This is a genomic window from Nocardia sp. NPDC055050 (assembly GCF_053608345.1).
On record NZ_JBSGVG010000036.1, the window covers coordinates 1 to 14,663 of the forward strand.

The 14,663-nt window shown below is 69.4% G+C and carries 14 protein-coding genes; 4 read left to right on the forward strand and 10 right to left on the reverse strand.

Annotation, left to right across the window (positions count from 1 at the left end; all coding sequences use genetic code 11):
* Window positions 1-98: 98 nt before the first annotated feature.
* Genes ACWGCN_RS28135 through ACWGCN_RS28150 form a run of 4 tightly spaced genes read right to left on the reverse strand, consistent with a single transcriptional unit; the run spans window position 99 to window position 3,582 of the window.
* Complete coding sequence (locus ACWGCN_RS28135) at window positions 99-599, reverse strand: hypothetical protein (RefSeq protein ID WP_067444912.1); 501 nt, start codon at window positions 597-599, stop codon at window positions 99-101.
* A gap of 29 nt (window positions 600-628) precedes the next feature.
* A complete protein-coding gene (locus ACWGCN_RS28140) occupies window positions 629-1,411 on the reverse strand; it encodes an enoyl-CoA hydratase (protein WP_452460041.1) in 783 nt (260 codons plus the stop codon).
* A 10-nt stretch (window positions 1,412-1,421) separates the two neighbouring features.
* Window positions 1,422-2,600, reverse strand: a complete 1,179-nt coding sequence (locus tag ACWGCN_RS28145) for an acyl-CoA dehydrogenase family protein (RefSeq protein WP_067444907.1) — start codon at window positions 2,598-2,600, stop codon at window positions 1,422-1,424.
* On the reverse strand, window positions 2,584-3,582 hold the full coding sequence (locus ACWGCN_RS28150; RefSeq protein ID WP_452460040.1) for an acyl-CoA dehydrogenase family protein: 999 nt from the start codon (window positions 3,580-3,582) through the stop codon (window positions 2,584-2,586). The genes ACWGCN_RS28145 and ACWGCN_RS28150 overlap by 17 nt, the downstream gene beginning before the upstream one ends.
* Before the next feature lie 175 nt (window positions 3,583-3,757).
* On the opposite strand from ACWGCN_RS28150, the gene ACWGCN_RS28155 reads away from it, so the two are divergent.
* Window positions 3,758-4,411, forward strand: a complete 654-nt coding sequence (locus ACWGCN_RS28155; RefSeq protein ID WP_174551036.1) for a TetR/AcrR family transcriptional regulator — start codon at window positions 3,758-3,760, stop codon at window positions 4,409-4,411.
* Window positions 4,412-4,447: 36 nt separating this feature from the next.
* Here the strand turns inward: ACWGCN_RS28155 and ACWGCN_RS28160 are convergent, their stop codons facing one another.
* Window positions 4,448-5,593: a thiolase family protein gene (locus ACWGCN_RS28160; RefSeq protein ID WP_452448842.1), complete on the reverse strand. Its 1,146-nt coding sequence runs from the start codon at window positions 5,591-5,593 to the stop codon at window positions 4,448-4,450.
* Complete coding sequence (locus ACWGCN_RS28165; protein ID WP_452460039.1) at window positions 5,586-7,022, reverse strand: class I adenylate-forming enzyme family protein; 1,437 nt, start codon at window positions 7,020-7,022, stop codon at window positions 5,586-5,588. The genes ACWGCN_RS28160 and ACWGCN_RS28165 overlap by 8 nt, the downstream gene beginning before the upstream one ends.
* Before the next feature lie 53 nt (window positions 7,023-7,075).
* Here ACWGCN_RS28165 and ACWGCN_RS28170 point away from each other — a divergent pair, with 53 nt between their 5' ends.
* Window positions 7,076-7,840 carry an SDR family NAD(P)-dependent oxidoreductase gene (locus tag ACWGCN_RS28170; protein WP_378990217.1) on the forward strand — a complete coding sequence of 255 codons (765 nt, stop codon included), beginning with the start codon at window positions 7,076-7,078 and terminating at the stop codon, window positions 7,838-7,840.
* 166 nt (window positions 7,841-8,006) lie between these two features.
* Here ACWGCN_RS28170 and ACWGCN_RS28175 read toward each other — a convergent pair whose 3' ends face one another.
* Genes ACWGCN_RS28175 through ACWGCN_RS28190 form a run of 4 tightly spaced genes read right to left on the reverse strand, consistent with a single transcriptional unit; the run spans window position 8,007 to window position 12,116 of the window.
* Window positions 8,007-8,774, reverse strand: coding sequence for an enoyl-CoA hydratase-related protein (locus ACWGCN_RS28175; RefSeq protein ID WP_067444890.1), 768 nt, complete (start codon window positions 8,772-8,774; stop codon window positions 8,007-8,009).
* On the reverse strand, window positions 8,774-10,045 hold the full coding sequence (locus tag ACWGCN_RS28180; protein WP_084472256.1) for an acetyl-CoA hydrolase/transferase family protein: 1,272 nt from the start codon (window positions 10,043-10,045) through the stop codon (window positions 8,774-8,776). The genes ACWGCN_RS28175 and ACWGCN_RS28180 overlap by 1 nt, the downstream gene beginning before the upstream one ends.
* A complete protein-coding gene (locus tag ACWGCN_RS28185) occupies window positions 10,042-10,932 on the reverse strand; it encodes an HpcH/HpaI aldolase/citrate lyase family protein (RefSeq protein WP_452460038.1) in 891 nt (296 codons plus the stop codon). The genes ACWGCN_RS28180 and ACWGCN_RS28185 overlap by 4 nt, the downstream gene beginning before the upstream one ends.
* Window positions 10,929-12,116, reverse strand: coding sequence for a CaiB/BaiF CoA transferase family protein (locus tag ACWGCN_RS28190; RefSeq protein ID WP_452460037.1), 1,188 nt, complete (start codon window positions 12,114-12,116; stop codon window positions 10,929-10,931). The genes ACWGCN_RS28185 and ACWGCN_RS28190 overlap by 4 nt, the downstream gene beginning before the upstream one ends.
* Window positions 12,117-12,284: 168 nt before the next feature.
* On the opposite strand from ACWGCN_RS28190, the gene ACWGCN_RS28195 reads away from it, so the two are divergent.
* Together ACWGCN_RS28195 and ACWGCN_RS28200 are read left to right on the forward strand one after the other, a co-directional pair.
* On the forward strand, window positions 12,285-13,823 hold the full coding sequence (locus ACWGCN_RS28195) for an AMP-binding protein (protein ID WP_452460036.1): 1,539 nt from the start codon (window positions 12,285-12,287) through the stop codon (window positions 13,821-13,823).
* A gap of 10 nt (window positions 13,824-13,833) precedes the next feature.
* Entirely contained in the window at window positions 13,834-14,622 is a 789-nt protein-coding gene (locus ACWGCN_RS28200; protein WP_452460035.1) for an SDR family NAD(P)-dependent oxidoreductase, read from the forward strand.
* The last annotated feature ends 41 nt before the right edge of the window (window positions 14,623-14,663 follow it).

Genomic DNA, 14,663 nt, shown 5'->3' on the forward strand with positions numbered 1-14,663 from the left:
TCTGTGGGGGGGTCTTTTTGTTTTTAAACCCACCCACACTATAAACCCGGGGGGCCCCCCGCCCCCCCCGCGCGCCCCCCCACACTGTTTCGACTACCTCAACAGGCGGGCGAGGTGCCGCCCTGAATCGCCATCAGCGCGCAGTAGGTGGCCGCGGCCACCTTCCACTGGCCGCCCTGACGCACTGCCTGACCGGTCTGGTCGGGCAGTACCGGCGTGCCGTTCATGAGCAGCGAATAGGTGACGTCGGCGTTGTCCGCGTCGATCAGCTTCACCCCACCCACGGTGACCGAGGTGCTCTGAGCCTGCGGGTTGGCCGCTTGCGCCTGCAGCAACGGGGTGAACTCGGCGCCCTTCTCGACCACCGCGACCTTCTTGTCGGCCCCCGCCTTGCCGTCGAAGAACAGCACATAGGCATCGGTGATGGACTTGACCGCCGCCGGGTCCGCCGCCGCGGCCTTGGCCGAGGAGGTGGCCGCCGACGTGGTCGACGAACTACTCGAAGCCTCGTCGTCGGAGCCGCAGCCGGTGACCGTGACGAGGGCGATCGCCACGAGACCACAACAGGCCATTGCCTTGCGGCGCAGTGTATTTCGCATTGGTGGTACCTCTCTTCATGAGCGACGAATCACTCGATCTTCTGTTTCATCTCGTCCAGCGCCATCAGGATCGGAAAGCCGTTCACGCTCAACGCGTTCCCGTGACCGGTCGAGTGCACGTCGAAGACGGACTGAATGGCGGCGTAGAAGCCCTGGACGTCGAGTGTCTGATTGACCGCGCGTTTGGCCTGCCGCAAACCGAACGACGGCATCCCGGCGATCCGGGTGGCCAGCGCACGGGTCTGCTCGTCGAGCTCCGCGCGCGGCACCACCTTGTTCACCATGCCGACCTGCTCGGCCTCGGTCGCGGTCACCGCGCGACCGGTGAACAGGATCTCCTTGGCCTTGCGCGCGCCGAGTTCCCAGGTGTGCCCGTGGTATTCGACGCCGCCGATACCCATCAGCACCACCGGATCGGAGAACAGCGCGTCATCGGCGGCCACGATCAGATCGCACGGCCAGCACAGCAGCAGTCCCCCGGCGATGCACCGCCCCTGAACCGCGGCGATGGACGGCTTGGGCACATTGCGCCAGCGCAGCGAGTACTCGAGGTAGCGGCGGCTCTCGTTCTGGTAGATCCACTCCAGCGTGATGTCCTGCGGCGAAGGCCAGCGATCCTTCAGGTCGTGACCGGCCGAGAAGTGCTTGCCCTCGCCGCGCAACACGATCACCGCGACCTCGGGGTCCTGGGCGGCGCGGGTCCACGCCGCGTCGAGTTCGTCGAGCAGGTCCGAGTTCTGGGCGTTGGCCGCCTCGGGCCGATCCAGGGTGATGGTCGCGATCTTGTCGGCGACCTCATAGCGGATGTACACAGCGAGCTCCTCAGCTCCGAGGGAGACCGAGCACACGCTCGGCGATGATGTTGCGTTGGATTTCGGACGTGCCGCCCGCGATGGTCCCCGCGAAGCTGCGCGCGTAGCGCTCGAACCAACTGCACGAGAAGTTGTCCAGATTCAGCGGATTGAACGGCGCGGTGACGGCCGGGTGCACCAGCCCGTCCGCGCCTGCCGCGAGCAGCGTCTGCTCCGCGGCGCTCTGCACCGCCTCCGAACCGAAGACCTTGAGCACCGACAGCGCGGCCACATCCTGATCGCCGCGGGCCGCGCGGGCCAGCGCCGCCGAGCCGAGCAGGCGCAGGGCCTGGTTGTCCATGACCATGGTCGCGTAGGCATCACGCTCGAGCACGGTCTCGGGCCGGAAGTCCTCGATCAGTTCCCGCAGGCGGTCGGCGAAACTCAGCCACAGCAGCGTGCGCTCGTGCCCGAGGGAGCCGTTGGCCACGCCCCACCCGCCGTGCAGCGGGCCGACCAGATTCTGCGCAGGCACCACGACGTCCTCGAAGAACACCTCGTTGAAGTCCAGATCGTGCGGGCCGCAGATCGACGCGAACGGGCGTCGGGTCACGCCCGGGGTGTCGGTCGGGATCAGCAGCACGCTGATCCCCTTGTGCTTGGGGACGTCGGGGTCGGTGCGGACGAAGGTCAGCAGCACGTCGGCGTCGTGGGCCCCGGAGGTCCAGACCTTCTGGCCGTTGACGACGAAGTGGTCACCGTCGAGCACCGCGCGGGTCCGCAGGCCGGCCAGATCGGACCCGGCGCCCGGTTCGCTCATTCCCAGCGCCGCGGTGATCTCGGCGCGCAGGATCCGCACCGCCCAGTTCTGCTTCTGCTCCTCGGTACCGAAGGACAGCAGCGAGGCGGCGATGATGCCGAGCCCCTGGGGGTTGAAGCTGTGATACATGTGCCGCTTGGACAGCTCCTCGAGGTGCACGTACTGCTGCACGAGCGTCGCGTTGCGGCCGCCGTATTCCGGGGCGTTGCCGGGAAGCAGCCAGCCGCTGTCGAACTGGAGGCGTTGCCATTCGCGGGCCCAGCCGGGAATGTCGGCGCTCGACGCCGCCCGGTCCGCGCCGGCGACCGCCGCGTCGGGCAGGTTCTCGTCCAGGAACGCCACGAATTCGGCCCGGAAGGCCTCGACGTCGGCGTCAAAAGTCAGTTGCACGGTACTCCTCGGCGATCAGCGCCCGATGCGTGTGCGCGCCGCCGAGCAGCAGCTCGCCGGCCTTGGCCCGCTTCAGCGCGAATTGCAGGTCGTTTTCCCAGGTGAAACCCATTCCGCCGAACAACTGCACGCCGTGGCGGAATACCAGGGACTGGCACTCGCCGGACGCGGCCTTCGCCATCGAGGCGGCGATCCGGCGGCGTGGATCATCGGTGGCGATCGTCAGCGCCGCGAAATAGGCCAGCGCCCTGGCCCGTTCGATCGCGATCTGCATGTCGGCGGCCTTGTGTTTGACCGCCTGGAAGGAACCGAGCGCGACGCCGAACTGCTGACGTGTGCGCACGTGCTCGAGCACCAGGTCCAGAATCCGCTGACACGCACCGACTGTGGTCAACGCCAGCCCGGTCAGCGCGAGGTGGCGCGCGCGTTCGGGCACCGAGGCGACGCGCCGGTCGTCGCGCACGCGCACCCCGACGAAGCTCACCTCGGCGAGGTGCAGGACCGGGTCGAAAACCGCTGTGCGCCGGGCGATCACCTCGGCCGCCTCGACGACGAACACCCCGGCATCGGTGACGACCGCGTAGTGCTGCGCGCGGTCACCGTCGAGGACATGGTGCGCGGTGCCGTCGAGCACCCAGTCCGCACCGTCGCGCCGCACCGTGACGCCGGTGAACACGGCCGTTCCCGAGCGCCCACCCTGCACGAACTCCGGTGCGAGCGGGGCGAACTGGCTCATCGTCGCCAGGTACGGCGTGGGATCGGTCGCCCGGCCCAGCTCCTCGAGCACGATGGCCAGTTCCACCGCATCGCCTGCGTCGACCAATTCGGTCCAGCCCAGCTCGACGTAGGTCTGCCACAGCGGGTCCGGATCGGCGTCCTGGTCGGCGACCGCGCGAATCAGCGTGGGCGGACATTCCTTGGTGAGGACGGCGCGCACAGTTTCCTGCCACAGCCGTTGATCGGAGTCGAACTCCACGAGCATCCGGAGGGCCTCCTTGCCAGCAACCGTCAGTATCGATACGGAGAATAGCATTCTCGTCAGAAGAAAGTAATAGTCTCCAAGATCGCGGACACGCGGGGCTGGTAGCCCTTGGATATGACGTTCTCCGGTACAGTGCATGCATGTTCTGCACACCTGACCGAGGATGGAGGCAACCGTGACCAGCGTCAGCGAAGAGCCCGCGTGGAAACAGCGGGCCGTCGAGCGGTCCATCCGCGGGGCGAAACTGCGCGCCGAACAGCGGGTGCAAAAATTCCTCGACGCGGCGCAGGCGATCATCACCGAGAAGGGCACCACCGACTTCACCGTGCAGGAAGTCGTCGACCGCTCCCGCCAGTCGCTGCGCAGCTTCTACCTGCAGTTCGACGGTAAGCACGAGCTGTTGCTCGCCCTGTTCGAGGACGCGCTGAGCCGGACCGCGGATCAGCTGGCGGCGGCCGCCGAGGGCAAGACCGAGCCGCTGGATCGGCTGCGGGTGACCGTGGAGCTGCTGTTCGAATTATGCAGGCCCGACCCGGTCGCCCAACGGCCCCTGTTCACCGATTTCGCGCCGCAGCTACTGGTCTCGCACCCCGCTCAGGTCAAGGTCGCGCACGCGCCCCTGCTGTCGCTGTTCACCGACCTGATGGAACAGGCCAAGAAGGCGGGTGCGCTGCGCGCCGACCTCAACCCGCACCGCATGGCCGCCGTCGTGATGCAGACGGTCATGTTCACCGCCCAGTCGGCGGGCGGCGCCGACGAGGACAGCGCACACCCCATCACCGCGGGCGAGGTCTGGGACTTCTGCGCGTTCGGGTTCGCCGAATCCTGAACGACCGGGTGGCCGCGGAGGCCACCCGGTATCACCTCAGGGCGCGGCTACCTCGATGACCGTCGCCGAGCCCATGCCACCACCGGCGCACAGCGCCGCGATGCCGAAACCGCCACCACGGCGCCGCAATTCGTGCACCAGGGTGGCGATCATCCTGGCCCCGGTCGCCGCGACCGGATGCCCCAGCGAGCACCCGCTGCCACTGACGTTGACCAGTTCCGGGTCGATGTCGAGCGCCTTGATCGCGGCCAGCGGCACCACCGCGAACGCTTCGTTGATCTCGATCAGACTCACCTGCGACAGCGAGATCCCCGCCCGCGACACCGCTTTCGCGATCGCCTCGATGGGCGCGAGGCCGGTGACGGCGGGGTCGACCGCGACCGACGCCCACGACCGGATGACACCGAGCGCGGGCAGCCCGAGCCGATCACTGGCGATGGCCAGGGCCGCGGCCCCGTCGTTGGCGCCCGCGGCGTTGCCCGCCGTGATGCTGAAACCCTCGATCTCGGGGTGCAGCACCTTCAACCCGGCCAGCTTCTCGATGGTGGTGTCGCGGCGCGGGTGCTCGTCGACCTCGAACAGGCCGTGCGGGGTCTTGATCGGCACGATCTCGTCGGCGAAGCGCCCTTCGTCGATGGCGGCGATGGCGTTGCGGTGCGAACGCAGCGCCCAGGCGTCCATCTCCGCACGCGAGATACCGGCTTTGACCGCCGCGTTCCAGCCGACGGTGATGGACATGTCCAGATTCGGCGCATCCGGACGATCGGGATGCGTCGGCGAGGTCCACGGGTCGAGCCATTCGTCCTCGCCGACCCGGAAACGCAGGCGCGGCGCGGTGGAATCGGCGTTCACGCCGCCGGCGATGATGAGCCGGTCCATACCCGCGCGGATGCTCGCCGCGGCGGACTGCACCGCCGCCATCCCCGCCGCGCAGTGCCGGTTGGTGGCGAGGCCGGGCACCGTGGTGAGCCCCGAGGTGACCGCGGCGTGCCGGGCCAGCACGCCGCCGCCGTAACGCCCCTCGCCCAGGATGACATCGTCGATCTGATTCGGATCGAGGTCGGCCGCCACCGCGGCGACCACATGATCGGCCAGCGTGAAGCCGTCGGTGTCGCGCAGCGTCCCCTTGCGCGCGGTCCCGATGGGCGTGCGCAGCGCGGAGACGATGACTGCTTCAGGCATGGGTGCCCTCCATTTCGGCGACAAGGGTGCGTCGCAATAGTTTTCCGGTGTCGGTCTTGGGCAGCTCGGTACGGAACACGACGGCGTCGGGAGTCTTCGACGAGCGCAGCCGGTCCTTGACCCACTGCTTGACCTGCGCTTCGTCACCGACCCCGACGACCACCGCGACCAGGCGCTGACCCCATTCCGCGTCGGGAACGCCGATCACCGCGGCCTCGGTGATGCCGGGGCATTCGAGCAGCACGTCCTCGATCTCGGCCGGTGCGATGTTCTCCCCGCCCCGGATGATGGTGTCGTCGGCGCGACCGTCGATGAACAGGTAGCCGGCGGAGTCGAGCCTGCCGAGATCACCGGTGGGGAACCAGCCCTCGGCGTCGAGGGCGCTGCGGCCGCCGTATTCGCCCGAGATCTGATCACCACGGACGAAGACCGATCCGGTCTCGCCGACCGCGACGGGTTCGCCCGCGGCGCTGCGGATCTCGAACTCGATGCCGGGCAGCGGACGGCCCACCGAGCCGAGACGATCGCGCACGAGCTCGTCGGCGGAGGCGGCGGCGGCCCGGTGGTCCTCCGGTCCGAGGACCGCGACCGAGGACGCGGTCTCGGTGAGCCCGTAGGCGTTGACGAAACCGGTCTCGGGGAACACCCGCAGTGCGCGATCGAGCACCGGACGCGGCATGCGCGAGCCGCCGTAGGCCAGCGTCGCCAAGGTCGGGGTGCTCGCGTCGGGTCCGTCGACCGCGGCGACGATGCGCGCCAGCATGGTCGGCACCAGCATCGCCTGGGTGATCTGTTCCCGGCGTACCGTCGCCAGCCACTCGGCGGGGTCGAACGCGGGCAGATAGACCACCCGGCGGCCGGCGTAGAGATTGGAGAGCAGGTTCGTCAGCCCCGCGATGTGATACGGCGGCACCGACACCAAGGTCGCGTCGGTGGTCGCGGCGGCACCGAACTCCACGGTGTTGAGCAGGTAGGCCATCAGGTGCCGGTGGCGCAGCAGCGCGGCCTTGGGCGCGGAGGTGGTGCCGCTGGTGTAGAGGATCACCGCCACCGAGTCGGCGTCCCACGGCGTCGCCACCTCGGGCGCGTCGGGCTGCGCGGGGTCGACCACCACCAGGGCGTCGAGGTCCTCCGGTCGCAGGACCAGCGCGCCGGGGTGGCGTTCGAGCAGCGCGCTCAGCTGGGCGTCGCCGAGCCGGTAGTTCAGCGGCACGAACGGCACACCGGCCAGCACGGCGCCGAACAGGGCGATCGGATAGGCCAGGTGGTTGGCGCCCAGATACAGCACCGCGGAGTGCTCCTGGAAGCGCGGGGTCGCACGTCGGGCGCGGTCGAGCAGGTCTGCCGCGGTCAGCGAGCGGTCGCCGACCGTGATCACCGATCGGCTCCCGGCCGAGGCGGCCATGTCTAGGATCATGCCAATGTTCATGAGAACATTATTCTCACAGCAAGAGAGTGTTGATTTCAAGAGAGGAAAACAACATGGATATAAGTGGTAGTTCCGCCATCGTGGTCGGCGGTACCGGCGGGCTCGGGGAGGCCACCGTCCGTCGCTTGCACGCCGCGGGGGCGAAGGTGGTCGTCGCCGATGTCGCCGACGACAAGGGCAAGGAACTCGCGGCCGAACTCGGCATCCGCTACGTGCACACCGACGCCACCAGCGAGGAGTCCGTTCAGGCCGCCATCGACGAAGCGCAAACCCTGGGCCCGCTGCGGATTTCGGTCGATACGCACGGCGGCCCCGCCAGCGGCGGACGACTGGTCGGCAAAGACGGCAGCCCGCTCGCGCTCGACGGCTTCCGCACCACGATCGAGTTCTACCTGACCGCCGTGTTCAATGTGCTGCGGCTCTCGGCCGCCGCCATCGCCAAGCAGGAACCGCTCGACGAAGGCAGCCGCGGCGTCATCGTCAACACCGCCTCGATCGCGGCCTACGAGGGGCAGATCGGCCAGCTCCCCTACGCCGCGGCCAAAGGCGGCGTGGTCGGCATGACCCTGGTCGCGGCCCGCGACCTGTCCCCGCTCGGCATCCGTGTCGTCACGATCGCACCCGGTACGTTCAACACCCCCGCCTACGGCAAGGCCGCCGACCGCTTGGAGGCCCACTGGAGCACACAGGTCCCCCACCCGAAGCGGATGGGGCAGTCGCCGGAGTACGCGCAGCTGGCGCAGTCCATCATCGAGAACGACTACCTCAACGGCGAAGTGATCCGCCTCGACGGCGCGCTCCGCTTCCCGCCGAAGTGACCACGGTCGGCACGCATTGACGCTCGCGACGGTCGATGCGACGACCACCGAGGGCATCCGAACCGGGCCGAGGCAAGCACATTCCCCTCGCCCGGATTCGGCCCACGGGCACGAGCCGACGTTCCCGGTGCACCCACCGAACTGGCTGTGGCGGCAGCCGAATGTCTCAGCGGCCCAGCCAGATCGGGGTTCGCTTCTCCGCGAACGCGCGCGGCCCTTCCTGCGCGTCGGCACTGTCGTAGCACTCGACGGCGGCAGCTCTGGCGGCCCCCAGCGCGTCGGAACGGCCCATCTCGGTGGCGAGCATCACCGTATCCCGCGCCGCCCGCACCGACAGCGGTGCGCCGCGCAGGATCTCGGCAGCCAGCTCCAGCGCCGCCGCCAGGACCGCGCCCGGCTCGGCGAGGCGATTGACCAGGCCCACCTCGTAGGCCCGGCGCGCGGTGATCGGCGCGCCGGTGAGCAGCAGCTCCATCATGATCCGCTGGGGGATCATATGAATCAGCGGCGCGGCCCACGGCGAGCTGCGCCCCACCTTCACCTCGGTGATCGCGAACGTCGCCGCCGTGCTCGCCACACACAGGTCGCAGGCCTGCGCGATCATCCACCCGCCGGCGAACGCGGCGCCGTTGACCGCGGCGATCGTGGGCTTGGACAGCTCGATGGTGTCGTAGGGCAGCGGGAACATCTCCGGCGGGGGCACCCGCATCCCGGTGTCCACCATCTCCTTGAGATCGCCGCCCGCGCAGAACGCCTTGTCACCCGCACCCGTGAGCACGGCCACCCGCAGCGCGGGATCGTGTTCGAACCGGTCCCACGCGGCGTACAGACCCGCGCGCACATCGGCGGCCAGACAGTTGCGGGTTTCCGGCCGGTTCAGGGTGATCACGGCGATGCCGTCGGCCCTGGCGTCGAAGAGCACGGCGTCGTTCATCAGAAACCTCGCTGCTGGATCAGGTGGGCGGCTCGGTCGAGCTCGGCCCGGAAGTCGGGATGGGCGATGGCGATCAGTCGGCGCGTGCGCTCGGCGACCGATGCGCCCGCGAGTTCGGCGGCGCCGAACTCGGTGACGATCACATCCACGTCGCTGCGCGCGGTCGTCACCGGACCGGACAGGCTCGCGGTGATCCGGCTGAGGGTGCCGCCTTTCGCGGTGGCGGGCAACGCGATCACGGCGTGCCCGCCCGGTGAGCGCAGGCCGCCGCGAACGAAGTCGACTTGACCGCCGGTCCCGCCCAGATAGGCCGAACCGCTCTGTTCGGCGTTCACCTGGCCGGTCAGATCGACCTCGAGAGCGGAATTGAGCGACACCAGATTGTCCAGGGTCGACAGCACGCCCGCGTCGTGGGTGTAGGAGGTGGCGCGCATGCCGATCAGCGGGTTGCGATGGGCGAAGGAGTAGAGCCGTTCGGTGCCGATCAGCGCCCCGGTGATCGACACCCCTCGATCGATCCCTTTGCGCGCGTTGGTGATCGCGCCGGACTCGATGAGATCGACGACACCGTCGCCGATCATCCCGGAGTGCACACCGAGATCGGTGCGATCGCCCAGCAGCCGAAGAACCGCGTCCGGCACCGCGCCGACGCCGACCTGCAGCACGGCGCCGTCGCCGATGTACTGCGCGGCATGTCGGGCGATGGCGTCGTCGGTCGGGTCGGCGGCGGTCGGCGCGACGGCGACCGGTGGCCGCGAAACCGTGACAGCACAGTCGATGTCGGCGCTCGCGAGCAGCGCGCCGTGGGTGTAGGGCACGCGCTCGTTCACCTCGGCGATCACGACCCGCGCCTTCGTGACAGCGGCCCGGACGTAGTCGCTGATCAGCCCGAGGCTGTGGTTGCCGTGCGCGTCGGCGGGGCTCACCTGGACGAAGGCGACGTCGCAGCCGAGCGTGCCCGCCGCGATCATCGGCGCGACCCGGCTCACGTGGCACGGGATCACGGTCAGCTTGTGCGCCTTGGTCATCGACCGCAACGTGCCGATCGCGCCCATGCTCGACAGCGCGAAACTGTCGGCCGTCTCGGGGGTGAACAGTCCGGAGAAGCTGGTGGCGATGAACGCGGAGAGCCCGCCGATCTCGCGACCATCCGCGATCAACGCCTCGACGAGGGTGGTCGGCTCGCCGCACGCCTGACCGATGACGATGCGGTCGCCGTGGCGCAGGTAGCGGCCCAGATCCAGCTCTGTCGCCGCGACCGAGACGCTCACGCCCGTCCGCCCGATGCCAGCAGCGCCTGCGCGCGGGCCAGGTGCGGACGATCGAGCATGGCGCCGCGATGACCGAGCGCGCCGACACCGGGATGGGCGGCGAACAGGTCGACGATCTCCTGGGCCGCGGCCAATTCCGCGAGCGTGGGGGTGAACGCCGCGTTGATCACCTCGACCTGGTCGGGATGGATGGCGAGCATGCCGCTGTAGCCGTCGCGACGCACCCGCTCGGCTCTCGCGCGCAGCCCGGCCAGGTCGCGGAAGTCGCCCTGGATGGTCTCCACCGCCGCCACCCCGGCGGCGGTGGCACCGAGCAGACACAGACTCCGTGCCAGCTCGTAGGTGAATCCGTAACTCCCGTCCGGATTTCGGTTCTCGACGGCGCCCACCGAATCGGCGAGGTCCTCGGCGCCCCAGGTCATCGCGACCACCCGGGGCGCGCCGCGGTAGGAGCCGGTGGTGAACATGGCTTCGGCGGTCTCGGTCACCAACACGATGACCTTGGTGGAGCCCTGTTCGATCCCGGCGGCCACCTCCAGCGCGCTCAGATAGTGGTCGAGACGTTCGACATCGGCGCGACCGCGCGACTTGGGCAGCATGATGCCGCCGGGCCGAGCCGCGACGACGGCCGCCAGATCGGCCAGGGTGTGGGGCCCGTCGAGCGGATTGACCCGTACCCACAGCCGGCTCGCGTCCGCGGGCCGCGTGGCGAGCAGATCGGCGATCATCGCGCGGGACTGCGCTTTCGCCGCGTCGAGGACGGCGTCCTCCAGATCGAAGATGACGACGTCGGCCGCGCTGGCCGCCGCCTTCTCCATCTTGCGCCTGCTGTCGCCTGGCGCGAAGAGCCAGGAACGCGCGCGAAACGCTTCTCCGAGACTGGTCATTGCTGCTCCGATGCTGCGGTGGTGTGATGGGTCGTTATCTCGTCGAGTACTTCCGTGGTGTGGGCGCCGAGTCCGGGCGCGCCACCGGCGACCCGACCGGGGGTGCGGGAGAACCAGGTCGGCGGGCCGGGAAAGCGGACCGCACCGTGCTCGGTCTGGACCGTCTCGAAGAAACCCGCCGTGTTCAGGTGCGGATCGTCGAAGAGTTCGTCGAGGGTGCGCACCGGGGCGGCCGGGATATCGAGCGCGCGCAGCAAATCGAGCCATTGCTGGGTCGTGCGCTCGGCGAACGTCTCGCTCAGCAGGCCGTAGACGGTATCGATCCGGGCCGCGCGCTGGGCGAGGGTGGCGAATTCCGTTCCGGCCCACGGTGGTTGGACCGCGTCGACGAACGCCGACCACTGTTTGTCGTTGTAGACCAGCGCGCTGACATAGCCGCCGTCGCTGGTCCGGTAGGGCTTGCGGTTGGGCGTGACGGCGCGGGGGTACACGGCGGGGCCGAGCGGTGGGCTGAACAGCGCGCCGTTGGCGTGTTCGACCAGCATGAACGCGGCCATGGTCTCGAACATGGCGACCTCGACCTCCTGGCCCTCCCCCGTCCGCTCCCGATGGAACAGCGCCATGGTGGTGGCGTAGAGCGCTGTCAGCCCGGCCACCTTGTCGGCCAGGATGGTGCCGACGTAGCCCGCCGTTCCGGTCAGCTGCTCCTGCGCGGAAAGCAGGCCGCTCTCGGCCTGGATGGTGTCGTCGTAGGCAGTGAAGTTCGCGTAGGGCCCACGCCTGCCGTACCCGTAGCAGTTGGTGTAGACGATCGACGGATTGATCGCCGACACCGCGGCGTAGTCGAAGCCGAGTCCGGCGATCGCGGTAGCGCGCATCGAGTGGACGAACACGTCGGCGTCGGCGATCAGCGCGCGCAGCGCCTGCTTGCCCGGCTCCGAGCGCAGATCCAGGACCACGCTGCGTTTGCCCCGGTTCACATTGACGAACACCCCTCCCATCGCCGGGTCGGGGCCGACCGAGATGTAGCGGGTGTTGTCCCCGGCGGGCGGCTCGATCTTGATCACGTCCGCGCCCATGTCGGCCATGATCTGGGTGCAGTAGGGGCCCATGACCATCGCGGTCAGATCCAGGACACGCAGCTCGGACAGTGGTCCCGAGCGCGTCGTTGTTCGAGGTGCCATCACGGCTCGACCTCTCCTCCGTCACAGGGAACCGGCAGCCGAGAGATGTTGGCGGCCGGGCGGATTCGGCATCGGCGGAAGCCACATCCAGGAGCTCGCGCGTGCTCCGGGACAGCGGGACCGAGCCTATAGTATGAATCATTACAAGGATAGTGAGGGGAAGAAGTCGTGGACGACATCGACAACAGCGACCCATCGGGCTCGCACCCACCTCGGCACGCGACCGTCGCCGGGGTATTCGACACCGCCCTGCGCGAGCGCCCGGACACCGCCGCGGTGGAGGCGGTGTCGGGCGTCTGGACCTATGCCGAACTCGACGAACGGGCCGACCGGGCGGCGGGGGCACTGTGGTCGCTGGGCGTGCGGCCCGGCGACCGGGTCGCCGCGTGCCTGCCCAACGACCTCGACATCGTCGCCGCGTTTCACGGTGCGCAACGGATCGGCGCGATCTGGGCGGGGATCGGCGAGGCGCTCACGGCGAGTGAGCAGCGCTACCTAGACGAGCTCTGCGCTCCGATGGTCGTGCTCGCCGGGGAGCACTGCCGATTGACCGCGTCCACGTGCGTCGATTCCGATCGATGGGCGGACCTGATCGCCGCCGGGTCGGTCGCGCCGCGGGTCGAGGCCGACGTCGACGCGCCCGCCGCCATCGCCTTCACCAGCGGCACGTCGGGACAACCCAAAGCCGTAGTGCACAGCCAGCGCAACCTGCTCCTGCCCGGCGCGACGCTCGTTGCCACACGTGGCTGGGGCCCCGAACTGCGCAAGGGCGACAGCTTTCCGCTCACCATTCTCAACCTCATGGTCCTGTCCACCCTGCTCACCGCCCAGGCCGGTGGATGCGCGGTGGTGATGAACCGGCGCGACGTCGACGGTGTCGCCGAATGGATCGCAACGCGACGGGTCACCGTGTGGAACGGCGCGCCCGCGCAGCTCTACGACCTCGCCCGCCGCCCCGACCTCGATCTCAGCTCGCTCACCGAGGTGTGGAGCGGCGGCGGCGACACCCCGGAATCGCTGCGACAGGCGTTCCACGCGGCGCACGGGCTCGTGCCCCACGTCACCTACGGCCTGACCGAGGCGCCGACCGTCGTCTCCATCGACCCGCCGCGCGCGGCCCCACGCCCCGGAACCTGCGGGCAGGTACTACCGCAGTACACGGTCGCGGCGTACGACGACGACGGCCATCCGCTGCGCGCGGGTGAGCTCGGTGAATTGCGCCTCGACGGCGTCACCACCGGACCGTGGGCGCACCGGTGGCGACCGATGCTGGGTTACTGGGAACCCGAGGGCATTCGAGCGCCGGCCCCCGGCCCGATCCCGACCGGTGACATCGGGACCGTCGACGCGGACGGCTGGCTGACCGTGCTCGACCGCAAGAAGCTCGTCATCATCCGTGGTGGCGCGAACGTCTATCCGCTCGAGGTGGAACGTGTCATCGCCGCCCACCCCGGCGTCGCCAAGGTCGCGGTCTGTGGCATCGCCGACGACCGGCTCGGCCATCGCGTCGCCGCCGTGCTCGAGCGCGCCGGCGCCCCGATCGATATCGCCGAACTCACCGCGCTGTGCCGGCGCGAGCTCTCGCCGTACAAGGTGCCCGAGATCTGGTCGGTGGTCGATGCCCTGCCGGTCAACGCGATGGGCAAGGTCGAACGCACGAAACTGCCCGCGCTCGCCGCCCGGCGACCACACGCCACCGAAGCCTGAGGGAACCACCATGACACCCGAGCGCGACACGACCGCACGGCTTTTCGCCCTCGACGGACGGGTGGCGATCGTGACCGGCGCGTCGTCGGGTCTCGGCGCCGCGGTGGCGACGGCCCTGGCCGGCCTCGGCGCCCGGGTGGCGGTGGTGGCCCGACGCCGGGATCGTTTGGCCGAACTCGCCGCGCGCATCGACGGCCTCGCCATCGCGTGCGATCTGTCCGATGTCGACGGCAGCGGCGAGGGGCTCGAGGCGATCGTGCCCGCGGTCGTCGCCGCGCTGGGTCCACCGGAGATCCTGATCAACGCCGCGGGAACGATGTTCACCACCGAACGCGCCGAGGACGAACCCCTCGACGCCGTCCGTCGCACGATGGATCTCAACCTCGTCGCGCCGTTGCGGCTGTCGCAGCAGGTGTTTCCGCATATGCGCGCGCTCGGTCGCGGCACGATCGTGAACATCTCCTCGATCAGCGGGCGGGTCGGCATCCCCGGCATCCCGCAGGCGTCCTACGCCGCGAGCAAGGCCGGGTTGTCCGGGCTCACCGCCGAACTCGCGGTGCAGTGGGCGCGGCATTCGATCCGGGTGAACACGGTCGCGCCGGGCTTCTTCCGCAGCGAGATCACCGGGCCGCTCTACGAGAGCGAGCGTGCCACGGAGTATCTGCGGCGCAACACGCCACTGCCGAAGGAGGGCACCGCGCAGGACATCGTCGGGGCCGTGCTCTGGCTGGCGGGCGACGCGGGCAGCTACGTCACCGGCCAGACGATCGTGGTCGACGGCGGCTGGACCACCCGCTGATCCATTGAACAGTCAAGCATTGCTATCCTTAATAGGATTGA

Bases quoted from the DNA above. Each gene is read 5' to 3' on its own strand.
- ACWGCN_RS28190 (WP_452460037.1), bottom strand. From the start codon at position 12,116: ATGGCACCTCGAACAACGACGCGCTCGGGACCACTGTCCGAGCTGCGT.
- ACWGCN_RS28175 (WP_067444890.1), bottom strand. From the start codon at position 8,774: ATGAACGACGCCGTGCTCTTCGACGCCAGGGCCGACGGCATCGCCGTG.
- ACWGCN_RS28135 (WP_067444912.1), bottom strand. From the start codon at position 599: ATGCGAAATACACTGCGCCGCAAGGCAATGGCCTGTTGTGGTCTCGTG.
- ACWGCN_RS28170 (WP_378990217.1), top strand. From the start codon at position 7,076: ATGGATATAAGTGGTAGTTCCGCCATCGTGGTCGGCGGTACCGGCGGG.
- ACWGCN_RS28160 (WP_452448842.1), bottom strand. From the start codon at position 5,593: ATGCCTGAAGCAGTCATCGTCTCCGCGCTGCGCACGCCCATCGGGACC.
- ACWGCN_RS28185 (WP_452460038.1), bottom strand. From the start codon at position 10,932: ATGACCAGTCTCGGAGAAGCGTTTCGCGCGCGTTCCTGGCTCTTCGCG.
- ACWGCN_RS28200 (WP_452460035.1), top strand. From the start codon at position 13,834: ATGACACCCGAGCGCGACACGACCGCACGGCTTTTCGCCCTCGACGGA.
- ACWGCN_RS28165 (WP_452460039.1), bottom strand. From the start codon at position 7,022: ATGAACATTGGCATGATCCTAGACATGGCCGCCTCGGCCGGGAGCCGA.
- ACWGCN_RS28150 (WP_452460040.1), bottom strand. From the start codon at position 3,582: ATGCTCGTGGAGTTCGACTCCGATCAACGGCTGTGGCAGGAAACTGTG.